This is a genomic window from Alcanivorax sp. DG881 (genome assembly GCF_000155615.1).
In the GTDB taxonomy this organism is placed as follows: domain Bacteria; phylum Pseudomonadota; class Gammaproteobacteria; order Pseudomonadales; family Alcanivoracaceae; genus Alcanivorax.
Genome location: NZ_DS989915.1, coordinates 395,337 through 415,129, shown reverse-complemented (window position 1 = coordinate 415,129; position 19,793 = coordinate 395,337). Strand labels below are relative to the sequence as shown.

At 58.9% G+C, this 19,793-nt stretch carries 20 protein-coding genes; 17 read left to right on the top strand and 3 right to left on the bottom strand.

Features of this window, described 5'->3' with window-relative positions; translation table 11 throughout:
* Positions 1 to 168 precede the first annotated feature (168 nt).
* The 13 genes from ccoN to ADG881_RS01805 all read left to right on the top strand — a co-directional run bounded on the left by ccoN (position 169) and on the right by ADG881_RS01805 (position 12,173).
* Complete coding sequence (ccoN, locus tag ADG881_RS01865) at positions 169 to 1,599, top strand: cytochrome-c oxidase, cbb3-type subunit I (protein ID WP_007149792.1); 1,431 nt, start codon at positions 169 to 171, stop codon at positions 1,597 to 1,599.
* 10 nt (positions 1,600 to 1,609) lie between these two features.
* Positions 1,610 to 2,245: a cytochrome-c oxidase, cbb3-type subunit II gene (ccoO, locus tag ADG881_RS01860; RefSeq protein ID WP_039925948.1), complete on the top strand. Its 636-nt coding sequence runs from the start codon at positions 1,610 to 1,612 to the stop codon at positions 2,243 to 2,245.
* On the top strand, positions 2,242 to 2,409 hold the full coding sequence (locus ADG881_RS01855; RefSeq protein ID WP_039925947.1) for a CcoQ/FixQ family Cbb3-type cytochrome c oxidase assembly chaperone: 168 nt from the start codon (positions 2,242 to 2,244) through the stop codon (positions 2,407 to 2,409). The genes ccoO and ADG881_RS01855 overlap by 4 nt, the downstream gene beginning before the upstream one ends.
* Positions 2,406 to 3,323 (top strand): cytochrome-c oxidase, cbb3-type subunit III, encoded by a 918-nt coding sequence (gene ccoP, locus ADG881_RS01850; RefSeq protein ID WP_007151364.1) that lies wholly within the window; start codon positions 2,406 to 2,408, stop codon positions 3,321 to 3,323. The genes ADG881_RS01855 and ccoP overlap by 4 nt, the downstream gene beginning before the upstream one ends.
* 100 nt (positions 3,324 to 3,423) lie before the next feature.
* Complete coding sequence (gene ccoG / locus ADG881_RS01845) at positions 3,424 to 4,836, top strand: cytochrome c oxidase accessory protein CcoG (RefSeq protein ID WP_007149552.1); 1,413 nt, start codon at positions 3,424 to 3,426, stop codon at positions 4,834 to 4,836.
* Positions 4,805 to 5,323: a FixH family protein gene (locus tag ADG881_RS01840; RefSeq protein ID WP_007151070.1), complete on the top strand. Its 519-nt coding sequence runs from the start codon at positions 4,805 to 4,807 to the stop codon at positions 5,321 to 5,323. The genes ccoG and ADG881_RS01840 overlap by 32 nt, the downstream gene beginning before the upstream one ends.
* Positions 5,320 to 7,686 (top strand): heavy metal translocating P-type ATPase, encoded by a 2,367-nt coding sequence (locus ADG881_RS01835; protein WP_007149192.1) that lies wholly within the window; start codon positions 5,320 to 5,322, stop codon positions 7,684 to 7,686. The genes ADG881_RS01840 and ADG881_RS01835 overlap by 4 nt, the downstream gene beginning before the upstream one ends.
* The gene (ccoS, locus tag ADG881_RS17310) at positions 7,665 to 7,907 is read left to right on the top strand and encodes a cbb3-type cytochrome oxidase assembly protein CcoS (protein WP_083787443.1); all 243 of its coding nucleotides are present in this window, start codon (positions 7,665 to 7,667) and stop codon (positions 7,905 to 7,907) included. The genes ADG881_RS01835 and ccoS overlap by 22 nt, the downstream gene beginning before the upstream one ends.
* A complete protein-coding gene (locus ADG881_RS01825; protein ID WP_007151454.1) occupies positions 7,897 to 8,679 on the top strand; it encodes a sulfite exporter TauE/SafE family protein in 783 nt (260 codons plus the stop codon). The genes ccoS and ADG881_RS01825 overlap by 11 nt, the downstream gene beginning before the upstream one ends.
* A 73-nt stretch (positions 8,680 to 8,752) precedes the next feature.
* A complete protein-coding gene (hemN, locus tag ADG881_RS01820) occupies positions 8,753 to 10,126 on the top strand; it encodes an oxygen-independent coproporphyrinogen III oxidase (RefSeq protein ID WP_007150135.1) in 1,374 nt (457 codons plus the stop codon).
* 35 nt (positions 10,127 to 10,161) lie between these two features.
* On the top strand, positions 10,162 to 10,917 hold the full coding sequence (gene fnr, locus ADG881_RS01815) for a fumarate/nitrate reduction transcriptional regulator Fnr (RefSeq protein ID WP_304411966.1): 756 nt from the start codon (positions 10,162 to 10,164) through the stop codon (positions 10,915 to 10,917).
* On the top strand, positions 10,914 to 11,846 hold the full coding sequence (locus ADG881_RS01810; RefSeq protein WP_007149746.1) for a universal stress protein: 933 nt from the start codon (positions 10,914 to 10,916) through the stop codon (positions 11,844 to 11,846). The genes fnr and ADG881_RS01810 overlap by 4 nt, the downstream gene beginning before the upstream one ends.
* 21 nt (positions 11,847 to 11,867) lie before the next feature.
* Positions 11,868 to 12,173, top strand: a complete 306-nt coding sequence (locus ADG881_RS01805) for a hypothetical protein (protein ID WP_007149397.1) — start codon at positions 11,868 to 11,870, stop codon at positions 12,171 to 12,173.
* A gap of 48 nt (positions 12,174 to 12,221) precedes the next feature.
* On the opposite strand, the gene yaaA is transcribed toward ADG881_RS01805, so the two are convergent.
* Complete coding sequence (yaaA, locus tag ADG881_RS01800; RefSeq protein ID WP_007150213.1) at positions 12,222 to 13,001, bottom strand: peroxide stress protein YaaA; 780 nt, start codon at positions 12,999 to 13,001, stop codon at positions 12,222 to 12,224.
* A 74-nt stretch (positions 13,002 to 13,075) separates the two neighbouring features.
* Between yaaA and ADG881_RS01795 the strand changes: the two genes are divergently transcribed.
* Positions 13,076 to 13,558, top strand: a complete 483-nt coding sequence (locus ADG881_RS01795; RefSeq protein WP_039925943.1) for a hypothetical protein — start codon at positions 13,076 to 13,078, stop codon at positions 13,556 to 13,558.
* A 72-nt stretch (positions 13,559 to 13,630) separates the two neighbouring features.
* Entirely contained in the window at positions 13,631 to 14,467 is an 837-nt protein-coding gene (locus tag ADG881_RS01790; RefSeq protein ID WP_007150739.1) for an MBL fold metallo-hydrolase, read from the top strand.
* Positions 14,468 to 14,518: 51 nt separating this feature from the next.
* Here ADG881_RS01790 and corA read toward each other — a convergent pair whose 3' ends face one another.
* Positions 14,519 to 15,469, bottom strand: a complete 951-nt coding sequence (corA, locus tag ADG881_RS01785) for a magnesium/cobalt transporter CorA (protein ID WP_039925941.1) — start codon at positions 15,467 to 15,469, stop codon at positions 14,519 to 14,521.
* 55 nt (positions 15,470 to 15,524) lie between these two features.
* On the opposite strand from corA, the gene ADG881_RS01780 reads away from it, so the two are divergent.
* Positions 15,525 to 16,172: an alpha-ketoglutarate-dependent dioxygenase AlkB gene (locus ADG881_RS01780; RefSeq protein WP_050760102.1), complete on the top strand. Its 648-nt coding sequence runs from the start codon at positions 15,525 to 15,527 to the stop codon at positions 16,170 to 16,172.
* 26 nt (positions 16,173 to 16,198) lie between these two features.
* Here the strand turns inward: ADG881_RS01780 and ADG881_RS01775 are convergent, their stop codons facing one another.
* Positions 16,199 to 17,422, bottom strand: coding sequence for a nucleoside recognition domain-containing protein (locus tag ADG881_RS01775; RefSeq protein ID WP_007151274.1), 1,224 nt, complete (start codon positions 17,420 to 17,422; stop codon positions 16,199 to 16,201).
* 163 nt (positions 17,423 to 17,585) lie between these two features.
* Here ADG881_RS01775 and ADG881_RS01770 point away from each other — a divergent pair, with 163 nt between their 5' ends.
* A complete protein-coding gene (locus ADG881_RS01770) occupies positions 17,586 to 19,694 on the top strand; it encodes a carboxy terminal-processing peptidase (protein ID WP_007150227.1) in 2,109 nt (702 codons plus the stop codon).
* Positions 19,695 to 19,793: the final 99 nt, after the last annotated feature.

Below are 19,793 nucleotides of genomic sequence, written 5' to 3'. Positions count from 1 at the left end.
TAGCGATATTCCCGTACGATATTTGCGGAGATTGTCCGTAGAGGGTGCGGGCGCCCAGGCTTGCCGGTTAAGTCGTGAGCAACAGTCAGCGCGACTTGATCTGCATCAAAAAGGACCGCGTTTGTGCCTGTTACAGTCAGCTCGCACAAAAATCGGAAGGAAACGCACATGGAAAATGCTGTTGCTTCGCCGGATTACAACTACAAGGTTGTTCGGCAATTCACAGTTATGTCTGTGGTTTGGGGGATCGTTGGCATGGCTGTGGGGGTGTTTATCGCCGCCCAGCTCGCCTGGCCTGCCCTGAACTTCAATATCCCCTGGTTGAGCTTCGGGCGTTTGCGGCCCCTGCACACCAATGCGGTCATTTTTGCCTTCGGCGGCTCAGCCCTCATGGGCACCTCCTACTATGTGGTTCAGCGCACCTGTAGCGCGGTCCTGGCGTTTCCCAAACTGGCGGCATTCAGCTTCTGGGGCTGGCAGGTGGTGATTGTTGCCGCTGCCATTACGCTTCCCATGGGCTTTACCTCCACCAAGGAATACGCCGAGCTGGAATGGCCCATCGACATCCTGATCACGCTGGTCTGGCTGGCCTACGCTGCGGTGTTTTTTGCCACCATCGCCAAGCGCAGGACCTCCCACATTTATGTGGCCAACTGGTTCTACGGCGCCTTTATCATTGCCATCGCGTTGCTGCATGTGGTGAACAACCTGGCGGTACCGGTTTCCCTGATGAAGTCCTATTCCGCCTATAGCGGCGCCATCGATGCCATGGTGCAGTGGTGGTACGGCCATAACGCGGTGGGCTTTTTCCTGACTGCCGGCTTCCTCGGCATGATGTACTACTACGTGCCCGTTCAGGCCCAACGGCCGGTGTATTCCTACCGCCTTTCCATTGTGCACTTCTGGGCGTTGATCGCGGTTTACATGTGGGCAGGGCCGCACCACCTGCACTACTCCTCCCTGCCCGACTGGGCTCAATCCCTGGGCATGGTGTTCTCCATCGTGCTGCTGGCCCCCAGCTGGGGCGGCATGATCAACGGCATGATGACCCTTTCCGGGGCCTGGCATAAGCTGCGCACCGACCCGATCATCCGCTTTATGATTGTGGCGTTGTCTTTCTATGGCATGAGCACGTTCGAAGGCCCGATGATGGCTATCAAGACGGTGAATGCACTCAGCCACAACACCGACTGGACCATCGGCCACGTACACGCCGGTGCCCTGGGTTGGGTTGCCATGATCACCATCGGGGCGACCTATGTGATGGTGCCGCGCCTGTTCGAGCGCAAGCAGATGTACTCCATTTCCTGGATCAACACCCACTTCTGGCTCAGCACCATTGGTACGGTTCTCTACATCGCCTCCATGTGGGTGTCCGGCATTATGCAGGGGCTCATGTGGCGCGCGGTGAACACCGATGGCACCCTCACCTACAACTTCGTGCAGGAGCTGGTCGAGCGGCACCCGTTCTACATCATTCGTTTGCTGGGCGGGATTATCTTCCTGAGCGGCATGATCCTGATGGCCGTCAATGTCTATAAAACCGTCCGTGCCGAACGCGACTGCCACGGTGAAGACAACGTGCAGCAGGCTGACTGAGGAGAACGACATGTCTAACGCTCATGAAGTAGTAGAAAAGAATGTCGGCCTCATGATTGTGCTGACACTGATCGCCGTCAGTTTCGGCGGGCTCGCAGAAATCGTGCCGCTGTTCTGGCAGAAAGCGACCACCGAGCCGCTGGAAACCCTGGAACCCTACACCGCGCTGGAGATGGAAGGCCGGGATATTTATATCCGCGAAGGTTGCCATGTATGCCACACCCAGATGGTGCGGCCGCTGCGCGCGGAAACGGAACGTTTCGGGGTGTATTCCGTAGCCGGCGAAGATGTGTGGGAGCATCCCTTCCTGTGGGGCTCCAAGCGCACCGGGCCAGATCTGGCCCGGGTGGGCCTGCGCCCGATCACCGAGCAATGGCACCGCGAGCACCTGCGCGATCCTCGCCAGGTGGTGCCCGAATCCAATATGCCCGCCTATCCCTGGCTGCAGGAAACCCCGGTGGATTGGGATCTGACCGAGCGCAAACTGTTGGTATTCAAGAATGCCTTTGGTGTTCCCTATACCGATGAAGACATCGCCGAGCAGATGAGCAAGGTCAACGGTGAGTGGGCCAACGCCACCGAAGAAGATGCACTGGTGGCCTACCTGCTGTCACTGGGTCAGGAACGCAAGGAGGCTGTGCAATGAGCTATCACGCCCTGTTTACCCTGGTGTTCTTCCTGGCATTTGTTGCCATGGCGGCGTGGGTGTATCGCCCCAGTCGCAAAAAGGATTACGAAAAGCTCGGCTATATCGCGCTGGATGCGGACGAGCGAACAGCCGGGAATCTGCACAAGGGGGACGAGCAATGAGTGACTTCTGGAGTTGGTTCATTATCGTCATCGTCGTTATTAACCTGCTGGGTTGCGGTGGCCTGCTGCTGTGGAATAACCAGATTTCTGCAGAGGAAGCCGCCAAGGAAACCACGGGCCACAGCTTCGACGGCATTCAGGAGCGCAACGCTCCCCTGCCCCGTTGGTGGCTGTTCCTGTTTATCGGCACACTGATTTTCTCTGCGGTATATCTGGTGCTGTACCCGGGCTTCGGGAAGTTCGACGGGGTGCTGGGCTGGACCAGTGACAACCAGTACCAGAAAGAAGTGGCCGTGATGGAAAAAAGCACCGGCCCGCTGTTCGAGCAATATGGGCAGGTGGCCATCGAGGAGCTGGTGGAATACCCGGAAGCGTTGGCAGTAGGCGGCCGGCTGTTCGCGAACAACTGCGCCATTTGTCATGGCTCCGATGCCCGTGGTGCCAAAGGCTACCCGAATCTGGCGGATGACGACTGGCTGTACGGTGGCGAGCCGGACCAGATTGTTACCAGCATCACCAAGGGGCGCAAGGCAGCCATGCCGCCCATGGCCGCTGCCATCGGCAACACCGACGAAGCCGTACGGGACATGGCGCTGTATGTGCAAAGCCTGAGCCGCCCGGACCTGGCCAAGGACAGCCAGAAAGCCGCAGCGATTGAGCGGGCCAAACCCAAGTTTGCCATGTGCGCAGCCTGTCACGGGCAGGACGCCAAGGGGAATATCATGATGGGGGCGCCCGATCTCACCGATACCACCTGGCTTTACGGCCCCCGCGTGGAAGATATCGAATACACCATTCGCCACGGCCGCTCGGGCCACATGCCGCCCCATGAAAACCTGCTCAGCAAAGAGCGCATTCATGTAATCGCAGCCTATGTGTACAGCCTGTCCCGGAACGCTGACACCGCGGAGTAATCCGCGGGTCAGCCCAGGTTTCGCCAGGCAAGGTGCCGCCGCCCATCATTCATAGCAGTGAAGGGATACCGGCGGCGCAAAGGTGTTAGCGGAGAGAAGTATGTCGGACCCCAAGCGCATCAAGGTCACGGATGCCACCGATGGCGGCAGCGTGAGCCTCTACAGCAAGCGCGAGCGCATTCAGGTCAAATCCGTTTCCGGGCGGTTTCAGTTTATCCGCGACGTCACCATTCTGGCGACCATGGGCCTTTACATGATCCTGCCCTGGGTGCGTTGGGACGGCCAGCAGGCGGTGCTGTTTGATTTGCCGGGCCGCCAGTTCCGTATTTTTGGTGCCAGCTTCTGGCCCCAGGATTTTCTGTTGCTGTCCTGGATCCTGATCCTGGCCGCGTTTGCCCTGTTCTTTGTCACGGTACTGGCGGGCCGCGTTTATTGTGGCTACGTCTGCCCGCAGACCACCTGGACCCGTTTCTTTCAGTGGATCGAGTTCTGGTGTGAAGGTGATCGCCACAGCCGCATCAAGATGGACCAGGCGCCCTGGACACCAACCAAGATCATGCGCCGCGGCAGCAAGCATGTGCTCTGGCTGATGCTGGCCTTGCTTACCGGCATTACCTTTGTCGGCTACTTCTCACCGATTACAGATTTGACCACCCGCTTGCTCAGCTTCGGCTGGGGTGGCTGGGAGCTGTTCTGGGTGGGCTTTTTTACCGTGGCCACCTACGGCAACGCCGGGTTTATGCGCGAACAGGTATGCCTGTACATGTGCCCCTACGCCCGTTTTCAGAGCGTCATGTTCGACCGCGACACCCTGATCGTGTCTTACGACGAACAACGCGGCGAACCCCGTGGCCGTGGCGCCAAAAAACGCCAACAGGAAGATACGGTGGTGGAAAAAGGCGACTGCATCGACTGCGGCATGTGCGTTCAGGTTTGCCCCACCGGCATCGATATCCGTGATGGGCTGCAGTATGAATGCATTACCTGTGCGGCCTGCGTGGATGCCTGTGACGACGTCATGGATCACATCGGCAAGCCGCCCGGGCTGATTCGTTACACCACCGAAAACGCCCTGGAAGGCTTGAAGTCGCGCATCCTGCGCCCCCGACTTATCGGCTATGGGGCCATCCTGATCATCATGGGCAGCCTGTTCATGGGCACCCTGTACAGCCGGGTGCCCTTGCAAGTTGATGTGATTCGCGATCGAAACCAGCTCTACCGCACCGCCAGCAGTGGCGAAGTGGAAAACATCTATCGGCTGGAGATCCAGAACAAGGGCCAGTACAGCCACCGGTACGTGCTTACCATGAAGGGCCCGGATGGCCTGCGTATGAAGAACCGCACTGAATTCACCCTCGAAGGCGGCAAGAAACTGTCTTTGCCGGTGACCGTGAGCTATGACCCTTATGAGGTGGAAATGGAATCCGCGCCGATCTGGTTTACGGTAACGGCACTGGATGATCCTGACCTGGAGAAACGCCATGAATCCCGATTCATTGCCCCAGGGCGATGAGCTTCCCTGGTACCGCTATCCTTTCCTGTGGCTGGCGATCCTGCTGCCAGCCACCTCGGTGGTCGGCGGCCTGACACTGCTGTATATCGCCATCGTGAATGCCGACACACCCGTGGTAGACGAATGGTACAAGGAGGGGCGAGCCATCAACCGCTCCGTGGAGCAGGAGCGTCTTGCGGCGCGCCTGGGTATTCGCCTTGAACTGGCCCAGGTGGGTGCCGGCATTCAGGCGCGCCTTAGTAGCGAGGCGGGCATTCCCATGCCCGACACCCTGAACGTATCGCTGCGCCACCCCACTCTCCCGGAACGGGATGTCACCCTTGCCCTGGAGCATATTGAAGGCGCGCTATACCGCAGTGATGGCACCCTCCCCCATGATGGTCGCCGTGCCGCTACGGTGACCGCCTCTGGTGATCACTGGCGTCTGTATCAGACCGTCATGGCGCAAGGCGATAACCTGACATTGGGGAAAACCGCCGCACCATGACCGCTGCCTGCTGGCATTGCAGTAACCCGGCCCCCACGGGCGCCTTCCCCGCGCAAACGCCTGACGGCCCCCGTGATGCCTGCTGTCCGGGGTGCGCCGCAGCCATAGAAACCATTTATGGCCTGGGGCTGGATGATTACTACCTGATGCGCCAGGATGCCGCGCCACAGCCAGACGATCAGCGCCAGGCGCTGGATTGCGCGCTTTTTTCTGTGCCGGAGTTAATCGACCCTCATCTCACCAGCCTTGCTGATGGCCAGCGCCTGAAACTGCAGCTGGGTGGACTCACCTGTGCAGCCTGCAGCTGGTTGATCGAAAAAACCGTCAGCCAGCAGCCCGGCGTACTGCGCAGCAGCGTCAACCTGGCTAGCATGACACTGAGCGTGGACTACCAGGGGCAAGCAGACGCCAGCCAGACAGCACAACGGATTCAGGCACTGGGCTACACGGTGACCCTGCCCGGTGACCCTCGCACCCAGGCCGACGAACAACGCGCGCACAAGCAATTGCTGGGCCGACTGGCACTGGCCGGGCTGGGCGCCATGCAGGCCATGATGTACTCCACCGCTCTCTATATCGGCGTTTTCGACGGCAAAGACGCGCTTTATGAATGGGTGTTCCGGCTGGCCAGTTTCGCCGTGGCCACGCCGGTCGTGTTCTACTCCGGTTGGGCGTTTTTCCAGGGAGCCTGGCGCGGCCTCAGGCAAGCGCGCCTGACCATGGATGCGCCCATCGCACTGGCATTGCTGCTGGCCTGGGCCGGCAGCCTGGTGATGATGGCCACGGGAGGCAGGCACGTCTATTTCGATTCCGCTGCCATGTTTGTGTTCTTCTTGCTGGCCAGTCGCTGGTTGGAGCAGCGTCAGCGCATGACGATCCAGCAAGCTTACCGGCGAGTCAGCAACACCCTGCCCCAGGCCGTTCGCCGCCTTGATGGGCAGCAGATAGCGCACTGGATCAGCGCCCGGCAGGTGGCCAAAGGAGATCGCCTGCAGCTGATTCAGGGCGACATTATCCCGGTGGATGGGACCCTCATCGAAGGCCGCGGTGCCTTCGACGAATCGGCGCTGAATGGCGAGCCTTTGCCGGTAAACCATGGCATCAATGACCCGGTACATGCCGGCAGCCGACTGGTGGAAGGCAATATCGTGCTGGAAGCCTCGGGACCCGCATCCTCCAGCCTGGTGGCAAAAATCGCTGAGCAAGTGGAGCACGCCCAGCACGAACGCGTGGAAGTGGTCAGGGACTGGCAACGCATCGCGCCGCTGTTTACCGGTGGCATCCTGTTGCTGGCCGCCATGACCTTTATCTGGCACTGGCCCGCCGGCGCGGCCATGGCGTTCGAACATACCCTGGCCGTACTGGTGGTGACCTGCCCTTGCGCCCTGGCTCTTGCTGTTCCCCTGACTCTGTCATCGACGCTGGGCACTGCATTGCGCGAAGGCATCCTGGTTGCTTCCCCCCGACAGCTTCTGCGCTGCACCGCGGTGAAAGGCGTACTGTTTGATAAAACCGGCACGCTCACCGCCGGCCAGTTCCGGATTGTCGACACCGAAACCGTCAACAGTCTGCTGCCAGAACAGGACCTGCTGACGATTGCCGCCGCACTGGAGTGGAATAATCCACACCCGCTGGCAAAGCCCTTTCAGCAATACTCCCGGCATCCCGACATTACCGCACTGCACGCGGACCATAGCGGGGTCAGCGGAGCGTTGCAGGGAGCGACATGGCGTATCACCGGTGCGCCGGATCAGGCGCGTCCCGACACAACATGCCTGCAACTGCTTTGCGATAATGAAGTACGGCTTTACGTATGGCTGCAGGACCCGATTCGTCCGGAGGCTCGCGCTGTGGTGAAGAGCCTTGCTGATCTCGGCATTACCTCGCGCCTGGCCAGTGGCGACAATGTTCACGCGGTGAACGCGGTGGCCGATCAGCTGGAGATTGGTGAGCGACGCGCTCAACAACGCCCCGCCGAGAAGGCCACCTGGCTCACACAACTGGAAAGCGGTGCGCCGCAAATGATGGTCGGTGACGGCATCAATGATGCCCAGGCCATGGTCGCCGCATCGGTCTCCGTTGCGACGGGAAATGCGACCAGCCTGGCGCAGCGTGCTGCCGGGCTGTTTCTGCTCCATGACACGCTCAACGCCGTTCCAGCCTTGCCCCGACTTTCCCGGCTTTGTCAGCGTACCATCCGGCAAAACCTAGCCTGGGCATTGCTTTACAATATCCTTGCCGTCCCGTTTGCTGTCAGTGGTTTGCTGCCGCCATGGGCCGCAGCGCTGGGCATGTCAGCCAGCTCGCTTCTGGTCACATTCAACGCCACCCGGGTGACTCGATGGAAATTGTCTTCCTGCTGATACCGCTAGCCTTGCTGTTCCTGGCTGGTGCCATTGCTGCCCTCTTCTGGGCACTGCGCAAGGATCAGTTTGATGATCTGGACAACGCTGCCTGGCGAGTTGTATTCGAGGACAGGGAGCAGCGAAAACAGGCTAGAACACAGACTCCAAAAGAACAGCACCACGCTGACAGAACAGATAGCACCCAGGATTCACCATCGAGCCCTCGCGATGACCATTGAAGCCCTTGCCTCCTTGATTGCCAGTGCCGCCCTGATCGCCAGTGCAGGTTCCGTCCATTGCATTGGTATGTGCGGAGGCATCAGCAGTGCCCTGACCTTTTCCATCCCGGAATCCCGCCGCCAGGGAATCGCCCTGTGGGGCTGGCAGCTGTTATTCGGGCTGGGCCGCGTCGGCACCTACAGCGCCCTGGGTGCATTAGCGGGCCTGCTCGGCGGCGCCTTCCTGACACAACTTCCCGGCCCCTCCATGGCGGTGGGACTGATACTGTCCGGCCTGTTGATGTTGTTGCTCAGCGCGTACCTGCTCGGTCGCGGTGGACTGCTTCAGCGCGTGGAGAAAATTGGCCAGCGTCTGTGGCGGCGTCTGCAACCGGTTACCCGCAAGTTGATGCCCGTCGATCACCCGGCAAAAGCCCTGGGGCTGGGGGCGCTGTGGGGATTTCTGCCCTGCGGGCTGATCTATACCGCCTTGGCACTGGCGGCCACTGCAGGCACGGCCCTGGCGGGGGCGCTGGTTATGCTCTGTTTCGGTGTCATTACCGTGGTGCCAGTCGCCACCACCGGCGTGTTGGCGTCTCAACTACAGCGTTTTCGCCGTGGCGCCTGGCCCGTTCTGGCCAGCATCCTCACCCTGTGCCTGGCACTGGTGTTCTTCTGGCAAGCCATGAGCATGATGCAGCATGGCCATGGCCCACACGCCATGCCCTCTCATTCTGCCGCCGAACATGATGAACAAAGGCACAATACGCATCAGCATCACGCCCACCCTTGATCTGGATCAAATAGCGCCGCGCCGGCAGGAGGATAATCAGCCTCACACTGATGTGCGGCCGCAGGAGGCGCCCATGATTCGCTGGAATACATCACTCATTCGGCAGTACGGCGGCCCCGGCCCACGCTACACATCGTATCCGCCGGCCACCAGTTTTCACGCTGATATCAGTGAAGAGGACTTCTGGCTGGCACTGGATGAAGGCAATGTGGCTCGCCGGCCGTTGTCGCTATACATGCACATCCCTTTCTGTGACAGCGTCTGCTATTACTGTGCATGCAATCGCATTGTCACCGCCAACAAGGCGCGAGGGGCGGAGTATCTGCAACTGCTGAAACGCGAAATCAAACGCAAGGCCACGCGAGTCGACAAGCGACGGCCGGTAACGCAGATGCACTGGGGCGGCGGCACCCCCACCTTTCTCGATGACGGGCAGCTCACCGAGCTGGTATACGACCTGGCCCGCCACTTCAATCTGCGCGATGACGAACGCAGTGATTATGCCATCGAGATCGATCCGCGCACCGTGGATCAATCCCGGCTGGGATTGCTGCGCGGGCTCGGTTTTAATCGCGTCAGCCTGGGTGTGCAGGATCTGGATCCGCGTGTGCAGAAAGCGGTAAATCGTGTCCAGCCCTATGAGCTGATCCGTGACACCATGGCGTGGAGCCGCGACTTTGGCTTTCGCTCTATCAATACCGATCTGATTTACGGCCTGCCCTGGCAATCGGAATCGAGTCTGGCGCGCACGCTGGAGCGACTGCTGCCACTTCGGCCAGACCGCATCTCTTTGTACAACTATGCCCACCTGCCTTCACGGTTCAAGGTTCAGCGTCAGATCCAGGAACAAGCCCTGCCCGGCCCGGAAGAGAAGCTCGGCATGCTCACCCGGGCCGGAAAAATGCTTCAGGAGCAAGGCTACCGCTATATCGGCATGGACCATTTTGCGCTGGAAAACGACAGCCTCTCAGTGGCACAGGAAAACGGACTGCTGCATCGCAATTTCCAGGGTTACACCCTCCACGGTGACGCCGATCTTTTGGGGCTCGGCGTGAGCGCCATCAGCCAGCTCGGCAATCTGTATGCCCAGAACCACAAGACGCTGGACGACTGGGGCCACGACTTGTCGCAGCGTCGTCTGCCGATTGAAAAAGGCTTCATTCTCAATCGCGACGACCAGATCCGTCGGGCGCTGATTATTCAGTTACTGTGTGACCTGTCCGTGGACATGTCCGTATTCAGCGAAACCTGGGGAATCCATTTCCCGGATTATTTTGCGGATGCCATGGCTGAATGGGTGACATTTGAAGCCCGGGGGCTGGTGGCAGTAGAAAAGGATCGGCTCCAGATCACCGACAGCGGCCGTCTGGTCAGTCGGGCTCTGGTGATGCCCTTTGACCGCTACACCCCACAACAGCAGCAAGCCCGGTTCAGCCGGATTATTTGACCTTTATTCTACTATTTTCACTCTATACTCTAAGAGTGACGCTTTACGCAGCGATCAACCGGAGTCTGACCGTGTCTCATCATGTTTCCTGCAACGACTGCAGCCTCAGCCCCATTTGCCTGCCCCTGGCAGTGGCCCCGGCACAACTGGATCAGCTGGATCGTATTATCCACCGAGGCCGCCCACTGAAACGCGGCGAGCACCTGTTTCGTGCCACAGACGGATTTGATTCTGTGTATGCCGTGCGCTCTGGCGCCCTGAAAACCTATGTGGTCAGCGATGAAGGAGAGGAACAGGTCACCGGGTTTTACCTGCCCGGCGAGGTGCTGGGCATGGATGGCATCAGTACCGCGCACCATGTTTCCAATGCCAAGGCGCTGGAGACCGCCACGGTGTGCGAGATTCCCTTCTCACAACTCGAAACGCTGTCCCAGCAGATCCCCTCTCTGCAGCATCATTTCTTCCGTTTGATGAGCAATGAAATTCGCTCGGATCGGGAGCTGCACATGCTGCTCGGCAAGAAAAGTGCGGATGACCGCGTGGCCTCCCTGTTGCTGTCACTGTCTGCAAGACATCAGCGCCGAGGACTGAGCGATCATCGTTTCCGTCTGCCCATGTCCCGCTACGATATCGCCAATTACCTCGGCATGGCCGTGGAAACGGTCAGCCGCATTTTTACCCGTTTCCAGCAACAGCAATGGCTTCGGGTAACCGGCCGCGATATTGAAATTCTTGATCGTGCCCGCCTGTGTGGCCAGAACCACGATCCCGCTTTGGAGTTCACACTGTGACAGCACCTGTCGTTGCGATTCTTGATCGTCATCTGAAAGCCGACCAGCCCGCCCTGAGCAAGGCGCAGCACATCGCAGCTGCGGCCGGGGCGCCGCTACAGATTATTATCAATGCGTATTCTTCCGCGATGGTGCGTGCCGTTGGCCTGGATACCGAACGCCAACAGGCGGCCCGGCAGCAGATCAGCAAAGCTTGGCACAAACGCGTCACCGCACTGCTGGGCGAAGACGCAGGAGAGATTTGTGTTCTTTGGGAAAAAGACAGCATGGATGGGTTGCGCAAGGCCATACTGGCGCTGACTCCGTCATTGGTGGTAGTGCATACCAGCGACGACAGTGCCCTGCGTCGCCACCTCTTTACCCCACGGGACTGGCAATTAATTCGCAAGGCGCCCTGCCCGGTGCTTTGCGTGCATAGCCGGGAGTGGAATGCTCCCCCTCGCATTCTTGCCGCGCTGGACCCGGGCACCGGGGAAGCCTCCGATGACCGGCTCTCTGTGCGGGTGCTGGAAGGCGCACGCCAGCAAGCCGCTCTGCTTGGCGCTGAGCTCACCGCATGCCACGTGCTCGATGAAATGGATGAAGGCCTGATTATGGTGGCGGGCGAAGCCATTCCGGACTACACCGGCAGCATGGAAAAAGTCCGCGCCTACCATCGTGATAATTTCTTTCAGTTCGGGGCCGCCCAGGGGCTGGACCAGAACCAGCTGGTGACACTGAATGGGCCCATTGCCCATAGCTTGTCCAGCTACTGCGACAAGGAAGATGTGGATCTACTGGTGCTGGGGACCGTCCACCGCAACCTGCCGGAACGGTTACTGCTCGGTTCCACTGCGGAATCCGTGATTACTCGCGCCAATGCCGATGTGCTGGTGATCAAGCCTGACGATTTCCAATCGCCCTGGCGTGACAATGACGATGACCAATGACGCTCACACTAGAGAGGCTCCATGATGTCAGATAAAAAGGACTTTACTGCCCGCGCCCGTCAGCAACTTGAAGATTGGGACTATCAACTCGATCGCCTGTCAGCACGGCTGAATGATTTGCGTGATGAATGGCGAGATGAGGCCCGGGAAAAACTCAACGAAATGAAAGGCCGGCGCAGCGAGTTCGAGGAAAAACTGGAGCGGCTGGAATCCCATGGCGATGACGCCTGGGATGACATCAAGGCCGGGCTTGAAATTGCCTGGGATGGCCTGAAAACCGGCTTCCTTGCGGCCAAGAGTGAATTCGAGGATAACAAGAAGCATTGATGAACGCGATGACGCGGCCAGCTTGACCGCGTCATCGTTGGGTGCCGGTCAGGCGCCCTGCTCTGCCCGGCGAAACACCGGCTTCAGCGCGGTGGATTCCGCCTCACAATAGCGGTAGCCCGCCACATCAAATTGTTTCAGCTTGCCCGGATCTTTCAATCCTTTCCTGATAATCCAGGCCGCCATCAGGCCGCGCGCCTTCTTGGCATAAAAACTGATAACCTTGTACTTACCGTTTTTTTCGTCCTGAAAAACGGGCTCGATGATGGTGCCGGCAACGTCCTTCTTCTTGACCGATTTGAAGTACTCGTTGGACGCCAGATTCACTAGGGTATCGGTTTTGGCCGCCTTCATGTCCTTGTTCAGCAAGTCGGTAATGGTGCTGCCCCAGAAGGCATACAAATCCTTGCCGCGAACGTTATCCAGCCGTGTGCCCATTTCCAGCCGATAAGGCTGCATCAGGTCCAGTGGGCGCAGCACCCCATACAAGCCGGAGAGCATACGGAATCGCGACTGGGCATCGTTGAGCTGGTTGTCAGTGAACGATTCGATATCCAGGCCGGTGTACACATCGCCCTTGAAAGCAAACGCCGCCGGGCGCGCATTTTTCTTGTTGAAGGGGCGAGCCCACAACGAAAAACGTTCTGCATTCAGATGGGCGATTTTGTCACTGACACTCATCAGGCTGCTGATATCTGCCGGCGAAAGCTGGCGTGCACGCTCAATCAGCACCTCGCTATCATCAAGCAAGCGGGGTTGCGTGGCTTTCAGTGCCGGTAATTCACTCTCGTAATCCAGCGTTTTTGCCGGCGAGACAACAATCAACATGCCCTTCTCCTTTACATATGCCTGCTGGGATTATATGAATCAGGAAAGGTCAGGTCTGCATCTGTGGAGGATAAATGCGCCTATTGCTTGTATTAACTGTGGTTATCGCGGTCTCTGCCCTGTTATGGGGGAGCTGGCAGTGGGGCCGGCGTCCGTTTTTGCTGATCGCCAGTCTGGTTCTGGCCGGATTGATCGTGCTGGCCGTCGGTGTGTGGCAAGGCGGGAAGGATGATCAGGTATATTTGCCACCCGAGGGAGTGGAACTGGCCCTTTCGGAAATTCGGGACTCGGAATCCGGCGTGCGCCTCAGCGGGACGGTTCGCAATGAGGGCACGCAGGATGTTGCCGCACTTTCACTGCAGGCACAGGCGCTGCATTGCCAGTCAGCGGAGGATTGTCAGGTCATTTATCAGCAGCCTATTACCCTGCAGATGTATCTGCCCCGGGGCAGTGAATATCAGTTTGCGGTTGTCAGTCGTCACCCGGAGGAAAAAACGCGGGTGGATCGCTGGCAACTGAGGGTGGTGGAAAAGCTGGCCTACCCGGAACAGAAATAAGGGTGCGAGACCGGGCTGGCATGATCTGGCATGAATCGTCACAATGCGGCTTCCAAACTCCCAGGAGTCATTATGGCATCACTGATTCCCGGCCAGCTCACCCCCATCGGCGACCACGCCTGGCGGGTACTGGCGCGCAACCCGGGCATGATGACCGGGCCAGGCACCAACAGTTATTTGTTTGGCAGGGACAGCCTTACCGTTATTGACCCCGGTCCGGAGGACCAGGAGCATCTGCAGGCGCTATTGCAGGCCGCCCGCACTCTGGACAAACCGATCACCCAGGTCATCGTCACGCATACTCACCGTGACCATTCTCCGGGTGCACTGGCTCTGGTGGCCGCCACGGGCGCTCGCTGCCTGGGCCCTTCTGTGCCGGATGACGGACTGCAGGATGAAAGCTGGAATGCGGATCGACTGCTGGGTGAAGGTGATACGGTGGACTGTGGCGGCGTCAGCCTCACCGCCATTGAAACCCCGGGCCATGTGGGAAACCACCTCTGCTACCTGAGCGAACAGGGTTTGCTGTTCACCGGCGACCACCTGATTCAGGGCTCCACCGTGGTCATCGCTCCCCCTTCCGGTTCCATGCAGGCGTACTTTGCGTCACTGAGAAAACTGCAGAATCGCGGCATCACCCTGATGGCTCCAGGACACGGCGATGTCATCAGCCACCCGGAAGACACCCTTTCCCAGACCCTCGCCCATCGCCAAAAACGCGAAGACAAGGTGGTTGGCTGCCTGACGGCAACGGCACAACCGTTGGCGACCCTGGTAACGGCGGTGTATGACGATGTGCCGGTATTTTTGCACGGGGTGGCACAGCTTTCGCTGAGCGCGCATTTGATCAAGCTTGCCGCAGAAGGCAAGGCATCTGAAACGGCGAGTGGCTGGGCGTTGCAATCCTGACGCCCGACGCCGCGTTTTACCAAAGATCAGGACCAAAGGTCAGGCCACCCGCTATAACCAGCCCTTTCGTTTGAAATACCAGTACGGCGCCATGCCGGACAGCACCATCAGCCCAATGGCCATCGGATACCCAAAGCGGAAATCCAGCTCCGGCATGATCTCGAAGTTCATCCCGTAAATGCTGGCAATCATGGTGGGTGGCAGGAACACCACCGCCGCGATGGAAAAGATCTTGATGATCTGGTTCTGCTGGATGTTGATGAAGCCCTGGGCAGCATCCATCAGGAAGTTGATCTTGTCGAACAGGAAGGTGGTGTGTGACAACAGGGTATCCAGGTCGTGCTGGATTTCCGCACAGGTACGCCGGCGCACCTTGTCCGATCGCACATAGCGCTGAATAAACGAGATGGATCGTTGGGTATCCATCAGACACAGGCGGATTTTCCCGTTGGTGTCTTCCAGCTGTGCCAGGCGTTCAATGTCCTCTTCCAGCTCCCCGTTTTCCTCTTCGAGCACGCTATAGCCGACTTTTTCCAGGTCCCGGTGCACGTCTTCCAAGGCATCCGCCAGGTTTTCCACTTTCTGGTCGAGAATACTCAACAGGATATCCAGGGGTTGCGATACCTTGACCCAGCCGCGCCGCACTCGCAGGCGCAGCAAGCGGAAATCCGGCAATCGGGAATCACGGAACGAGAGCAGCCGCCCTTCCTGTACCACAAAGGCCACCGTGGAAGTCCGGGCCCGACCTTCCGACTGGAACAGGAACAGGGAGTGAACGTGGAGCCCCTGCTCATCACTGAAAAAGCGGGCCGAGGCTTCAATTTCTTCCATGTCGTCGGAATCGGGCAGTTCCGCCTGAAGAAATTGCTGGACCAGGTTCCGCTCGTCTTCCTCGGCATCAACCAGGTCGATCCAGCTACCGTCCTCTGCCAGTGATGGCATGATGGTGTCCACATCCTTTTCGCGCAGAACACCATTTTCGATCCGAAAGATATGCAGCATGATGTTTCCCTGATCATCCTCGCCGGCAGCTGCCGGCAATCTTTGTAGAGCCGTTATGTGTTTACCGATAACCGGGCCCCAGGCTCGGCAAACTGCTTCCCTTATCGACCTGAGCAGCGATGCGCAGCTGCATCGCTGGGCGGGTTTGATGGGACCATCGCAAGCAGACCGCCTGCTGGCTACGTTAAGCCAGACTCTTGATTGGCAACAACCCAAGATTACCGTGTATGGGCGGCAGCACCCAGTCCCGCGGTTAACCGCCTGGCACGGTGACACCGGGCTACGTTATCGCTATTCCGGGCATACGCATACCGCGAGAGGATGGCCTGCTGCCCTATTACCGATCAAGACAGCTGTCGAGCAAGTGACCGGCAAAACCTTCAACAGCGTCCTGGCCAATCTGTACCGTAATGGTGACGACTGCATGGGCTATCACAGCGATAACGAACCGGAGCTGGGCCATGCGCCCTGGATAGCGTCCTACAATCTAGGCGCTTGCCGGGAGCTGACTTTTCGGCCGAAAGGCCCGGGCAGTCAGCGTCAGTGCCTGAGTGTACCGCTTCATCATGACGATCTTTTGTTGATGTCGCCGGCAGTACAGGCCCACTTTGAACATGCCCTGCCCCGCCGCCGCAACCGGCCGGACCCGCGCATCAACCTTACCTTTCGGTACATTGTTCCTGAACAGAGCGCGGGCATTTGAAGTCGCGCCCTGCTGCACTGCAGCGTTCAGGCAAAAAACAGGTAACTCAGGAAAATGGCGCTGACCAGCCCGGCGGCATCTGCCGCCAGCCCGCACCACAGCGCATAACGAAAATCACGGATGCCGACGCTGCCGAAATACACGGTCAATACATAAAAGGTGGTTTCCGTGGAGCCCTGCATCACCGCCGCCATCCGCCCGGCCAGCGAATCCACGCCATGGGTCTGCATCACATCCACCATGGCGGCCCGCGCTCCGGAACCGCTCAAGGGCTTAAGCAGCGCCACGGGCAGTGCATCCACAAAGCGGGTGTCCAGCCCAAGCGCGCCAACCCCGCTACGAATGCCGTCCAGAAACAAGCCCAGCACGCCCCCGGCCCGCAGCATGGCAATGGCTGCCAGCATGGCCACCAGGTAAGGAATGATTTTCACCGCAAGCGTGAAGCCCTCCTTTGCCCCCTCGACAAAGGCATCATAGCTATCCACCCCGGACCGCCAGGCGGCGATAAAGAACACACTCAACACAAGCAGAAGAATGCCATTGCCCAGCAGGCTGGCGAACGTGTTGGCGGCCTCTGCCGGGGCCAGTAACACAACGGCGCCAAGCAAACCCAGAACCGCCAGCCAGACACCCATTACCGTGAGCAATAGCGGGCTGGCCAGGGGCAGCTTTTGCACCCTGGCGGTAACAATCACGCCTACCAGGGTGGAAATGGTGGTTGCCATCAGCAAAGGCAGGTACACCAGCGCCGGGTCTTCTGCGCCTTGCTGAGCACGAAAAAGCAGTACTGTGACCGGAACCAACGTCACCGATGACGTATTGAGTACCAGAAACATGATCTGGCTGTTGGTGGCGCTGCGTGGGGACGGGTTGTCTTTCTGGAGCGACTCCATGGCCTTGAGCCCCAGTGGCGTCGCGGCGTTATCCAGCCCCAGCATGTTGGCCGCCAGGTTCATGGACACCGGAGCGGCGGCCTCCGGGGTTCGGGCAATGCCTGGCATGACACGGGCCAGCACCGGCGTCACCCAGCCGGATATCCGATCGGCCAGCCGGCTGGCTTCCGCCAGGCGAAACAGGCCGCTCCACAGGGCCAGCACCCCGATCAAGCCCAGGCTCACTTCCACCGCCAGATCAGCAGATTCCCACAGGGCATTGATAAGGCGCCCCGGTGCCTCCATGTCCCCGGCCATGAGCTGGATCACAGCCCCGGCGATACCCGCCAGGAAAAACAGGCTGAACAGTCTGTGCAAAGTATCTCCCGTGCGCTAGGGTCATAGAATTACGCCGATAGACGGCGCCAGGCACTGCAACTTCGTGCCATCACGATAGTCTACACCGATAGCCGGCGATTCAACCCTGAATGACCGCTCCCGGGCTGTCGGCTATACTGAAAAAAACTGTTTGAGAGCCAGTATGTCATTACTCCGTAAGCTGTTCCCTCTTGCACTTGCCCTGTTGCTGCTGGGCGGGGCAATCAAAGGCGGCGGCGCCCTTCACGACTCATCGCCGGATATTCAGGGCGACCTGAAGCCGACGGAAGAGCAACTGGAAGCGGCTGAAGAAATTGCTGACAAGCTCAAGTATCACTATCGCCAGCTCGATTTCGACGATCAGCTTTCCGAACAGGTACTGCAACGCTACCTGAAGGACCTGGATCCCAATCGTCTGTATTTCCTGGCGTCCGACATCAAGGACTTCCAGCGCTATAACGAGATCCTGGATGACCAGCTACGCAAGGGCCAGCTGGAAGGCGGTTATACCATTTTCAATCGCTTCCAGCAGCGCCTGGAAGAGCGCCTGACCTGGTCACTGGAGACCATCGCCAATGACCTGGATTCGCTGACCTTCGACAGCGAAGAGTCGGTAAGAGTGGATCGTGAGGATGCCCCCTGGGCCAAGGACAAGGCGGCTCTGGATGAAATCTGGCAGCGCCAGCTGAAAAATGCGGTGCTCTCCATGCGCCTCAACGATTCCAGTGCGGAAGATATCGAAACGCGGCTCACTCGTCGCTACGAAAGCCAGTTGAAGCGGATCAAGCAGAATACCCCTGAGGATGTGTTCCAGGTGTACATGAATGCGCTGACGCAGACATTTGATCCCCACACCACCTACTTCACCCCGCACAATTCGAAAAACTTCGACATCAGCATGAGCCGCTCACTGGAAGGCATTGGTGCAGTACTTCAATACGAAGACGGCTACACCAAGGTGGTGCGTCTGGTCCCCGGTGGCCCCGCCGCCAAAGGCGGCCAGCTAAAGCCTGCGGACCGCATCGTGGGTGTCTCCCAGGATGAAGAAGACCCGGTACCGGTAATCGGCTTGCGTCTGGATGAAGTGGTCGACCAGATCCGTGGGCCCAAGGGCACCAAGGTCAATCTGGAAATTATCCCCGCCGGCAGCCCCAGCGAGCATGACACTCGCACCATCACCATTGTGCGCAACAAGGTGGTACTGGAAGAACAGGCCGCCAAGAAAGACATCATTCACGTTGACCGTAATGGCCAGGATCTGAAACTGGGCATTATCGAAATCCCCGCGTTCTATCTGGATTTCGACGCCTACCATCGCGGCGACCCGAAATACACCAGCACCACCAGCGATGTGGCGAAACTGCTGGTCGAGCTGCGCAAGGAAAATATCGATGGCCTGGTCATCGACCTGCGTAACAACGGCGGCGGCTCGCTGCTGGAAGTGAACAAGCTGGTCAGCCTGTTTATTAATCGGGGCCCGACGGTGCAGGTTCGCGAATCCAATGGCCGGGTCAGTGTCGAAGGCGACAAATTCCCCGGTGTCCTGTTCGCCGGCCCCATGGCTGTCATGGTGAACCGCTACAGCGCCTCGGCATCAGAAATTTTTGCCGGCGCCATGCAGGACTATGGCCGCGCGCTAATCGTCGGCGACCAGACATACGGCAAAGGCACGGTGCAAACCCTGCTGGATCTCAATCATGGCAAGCTGAAGATGACCAATGCCAAGTTCTATCGGGTGTCGGGCTCCAGCAACCAGAACCTGGGCATCGTGCCGGATGTGGATTTGCCCTCCCTGGTAGACAAGGACGACGTGGGGGAAAGCTCTCTGCCCAACGCCCTGCCCTGGGATGAAATTAAATCGGCCAATTTCCAGCGTGTCACTGACCTGGTGCCTTTCCTGCCACAACTGCGTGAGCGCCATGAAGAACGCACGGATAGCGACCCGGAATTTGTCTACGTGCATTCCCTGCGCAAGCTGCTCGACGTGAACCGTAACCGAACGGAACTCTCGCTGAACGAAAAGGCGCGCACTCAAATGCAGACCGAGTTCGACAAGGAACGGCTGGCCATCGAAAACAGCCGTCGTCAGGCCCGCGATGAAGACCCCCTTGAGAGCATCAAGGAGCTGCGCACGCTGGAAGAACAGCGGGCGCTGGATCCGGAAAGCCATGACGAAGCCATGGATGAAGACCCGTACGTCCGTGAAACCGGCGAAATACTGGTGGATTACATGGATTTGCTGCGAGAAAACCAGGTCGCCCGCAAAGGCTGACTTTCGCCGCAGCGCAAACGCAAGACATAAAAAAACCGGCTTCAAGGCCGGTTTTTTTATTTGCCATTATCGGCAGGTCAGCAAGTCAGGAAAGAAATC

Excerpts from the sequence above, each read along its gene's own strand:
- ccoS (WP_083787443.1), top strand. The coding sequence starts at position 7,665 with ATGGAAATTGTCTTCCTGCTGATACCGCTAGCCTTGCTGTTCCTGGCT.
- ADG881_RS01795 (WP_039925943.1), top strand. The coding sequence starts at position 13,076 with ATGCGCCTATTGCTTGTATTAACTGTGGTTATCGCGGTCTCTGCCCTG.
- ADG881_RS01840 (WP_007151070.1), top strand. The coding sequence starts at position 4,805 with ATGAATCCCGATTCATTGCCCCAGGGCGATGAGCTTCCCTGGTACCGC.
- yaaA (WP_007150213.1), bottom strand. The coding sequence starts at position 13,001 with ATGTTGATTGTTGTCTCGCCGGCAAAAACGCTGGATTACGAGAGTGAA.
- ADG881_RS01780 (WP_050760102.1), top strand. The coding sequence starts at position 15,525 with ATGTGTTTACCGATAACCGGGCCCCAGGCTCGGCAAACTGCTTCCCTT.
- ADG881_RS01825 (WP_007151454.1), top strand. The coding sequence starts at position 7,897 with ATGACCATTGAAGCCCTTGCCTCCTTGATTGCCAGTGCCGCCCTGATC.
- ccoP (WP_007151364.1), top strand. The coding sequence starts at position 2,406 with ATGAGTGACTTCTGGAGTTGGTTCATTATCGTCATCGTCGTTATTAAC.
- ADG881_RS01855 (WP_039925947.1), top strand. The coding sequence starts at position 2,242 with ATGAGCTATCACGCCCTGTTTACCCTGGTGTTCTTCCTGGCATTTGTT.
- ADG881_RS01805 (WP_007149397.1), top strand. The coding sequence starts at position 11,868 with ATGATGTCAGATAAAAAGGACTTTACTGCCCGCGCCCGTCAGCAACTT.
- ADG881_RS01770 (WP_007150227.1), top strand. The coding sequence starts at position 17,586 with ATGTCATTACTCCGTAAGCTGTTCCCTCTTGCACTTGCCCTGTTGCTG.
- ccoN (WP_007149792.1), top strand. The coding sequence starts at position 169 with ATGGAAAATGCTGTTGCTTCGCCGGATTACAACTACAAGGTTGTTCGG.
- ADG881_RS01835 (WP_007149192.1), top strand. The coding sequence starts at position 5,320 with ATGACCGCTGCCTGCTGGCATTGCAGTAACCCGGCCCCCACGGGCGCC.
- ccoO (WP_039925948.1), top strand. The coding sequence starts at position 1,610 with ATGTCTAACGCTCATGAAGTAGTAGAAAAGAATGTCGGCCTCATGATT.
- corA (WP_039925941.1), bottom strand. The coding sequence starts at position 15,469 with ATGCTGCATATCTTTCGGATCGAAAATGGTGTTCTGCGCGAAAAGGAT.
- ccoG (WP_007149552.1), top strand. The coding sequence starts at position 3,424 with ATGTCGGACCCCAAGCGCATCAAGGTCACGGATGCCACCGATGGCGGC.
- hemN (WP_007150135.1), top strand. The coding sequence starts at position 8,753 with ATGATTCGCTGGAATACATCACTCATTCGGCAGTACGGCGGCCCCGGC.
- ADG881_RS01790 (WP_007150739.1), top strand. The coding sequence starts at position 13,631 with ATGGCATCACTGATTCCCGGCCAGCTCACCCCCATCGGCGACCACGCC.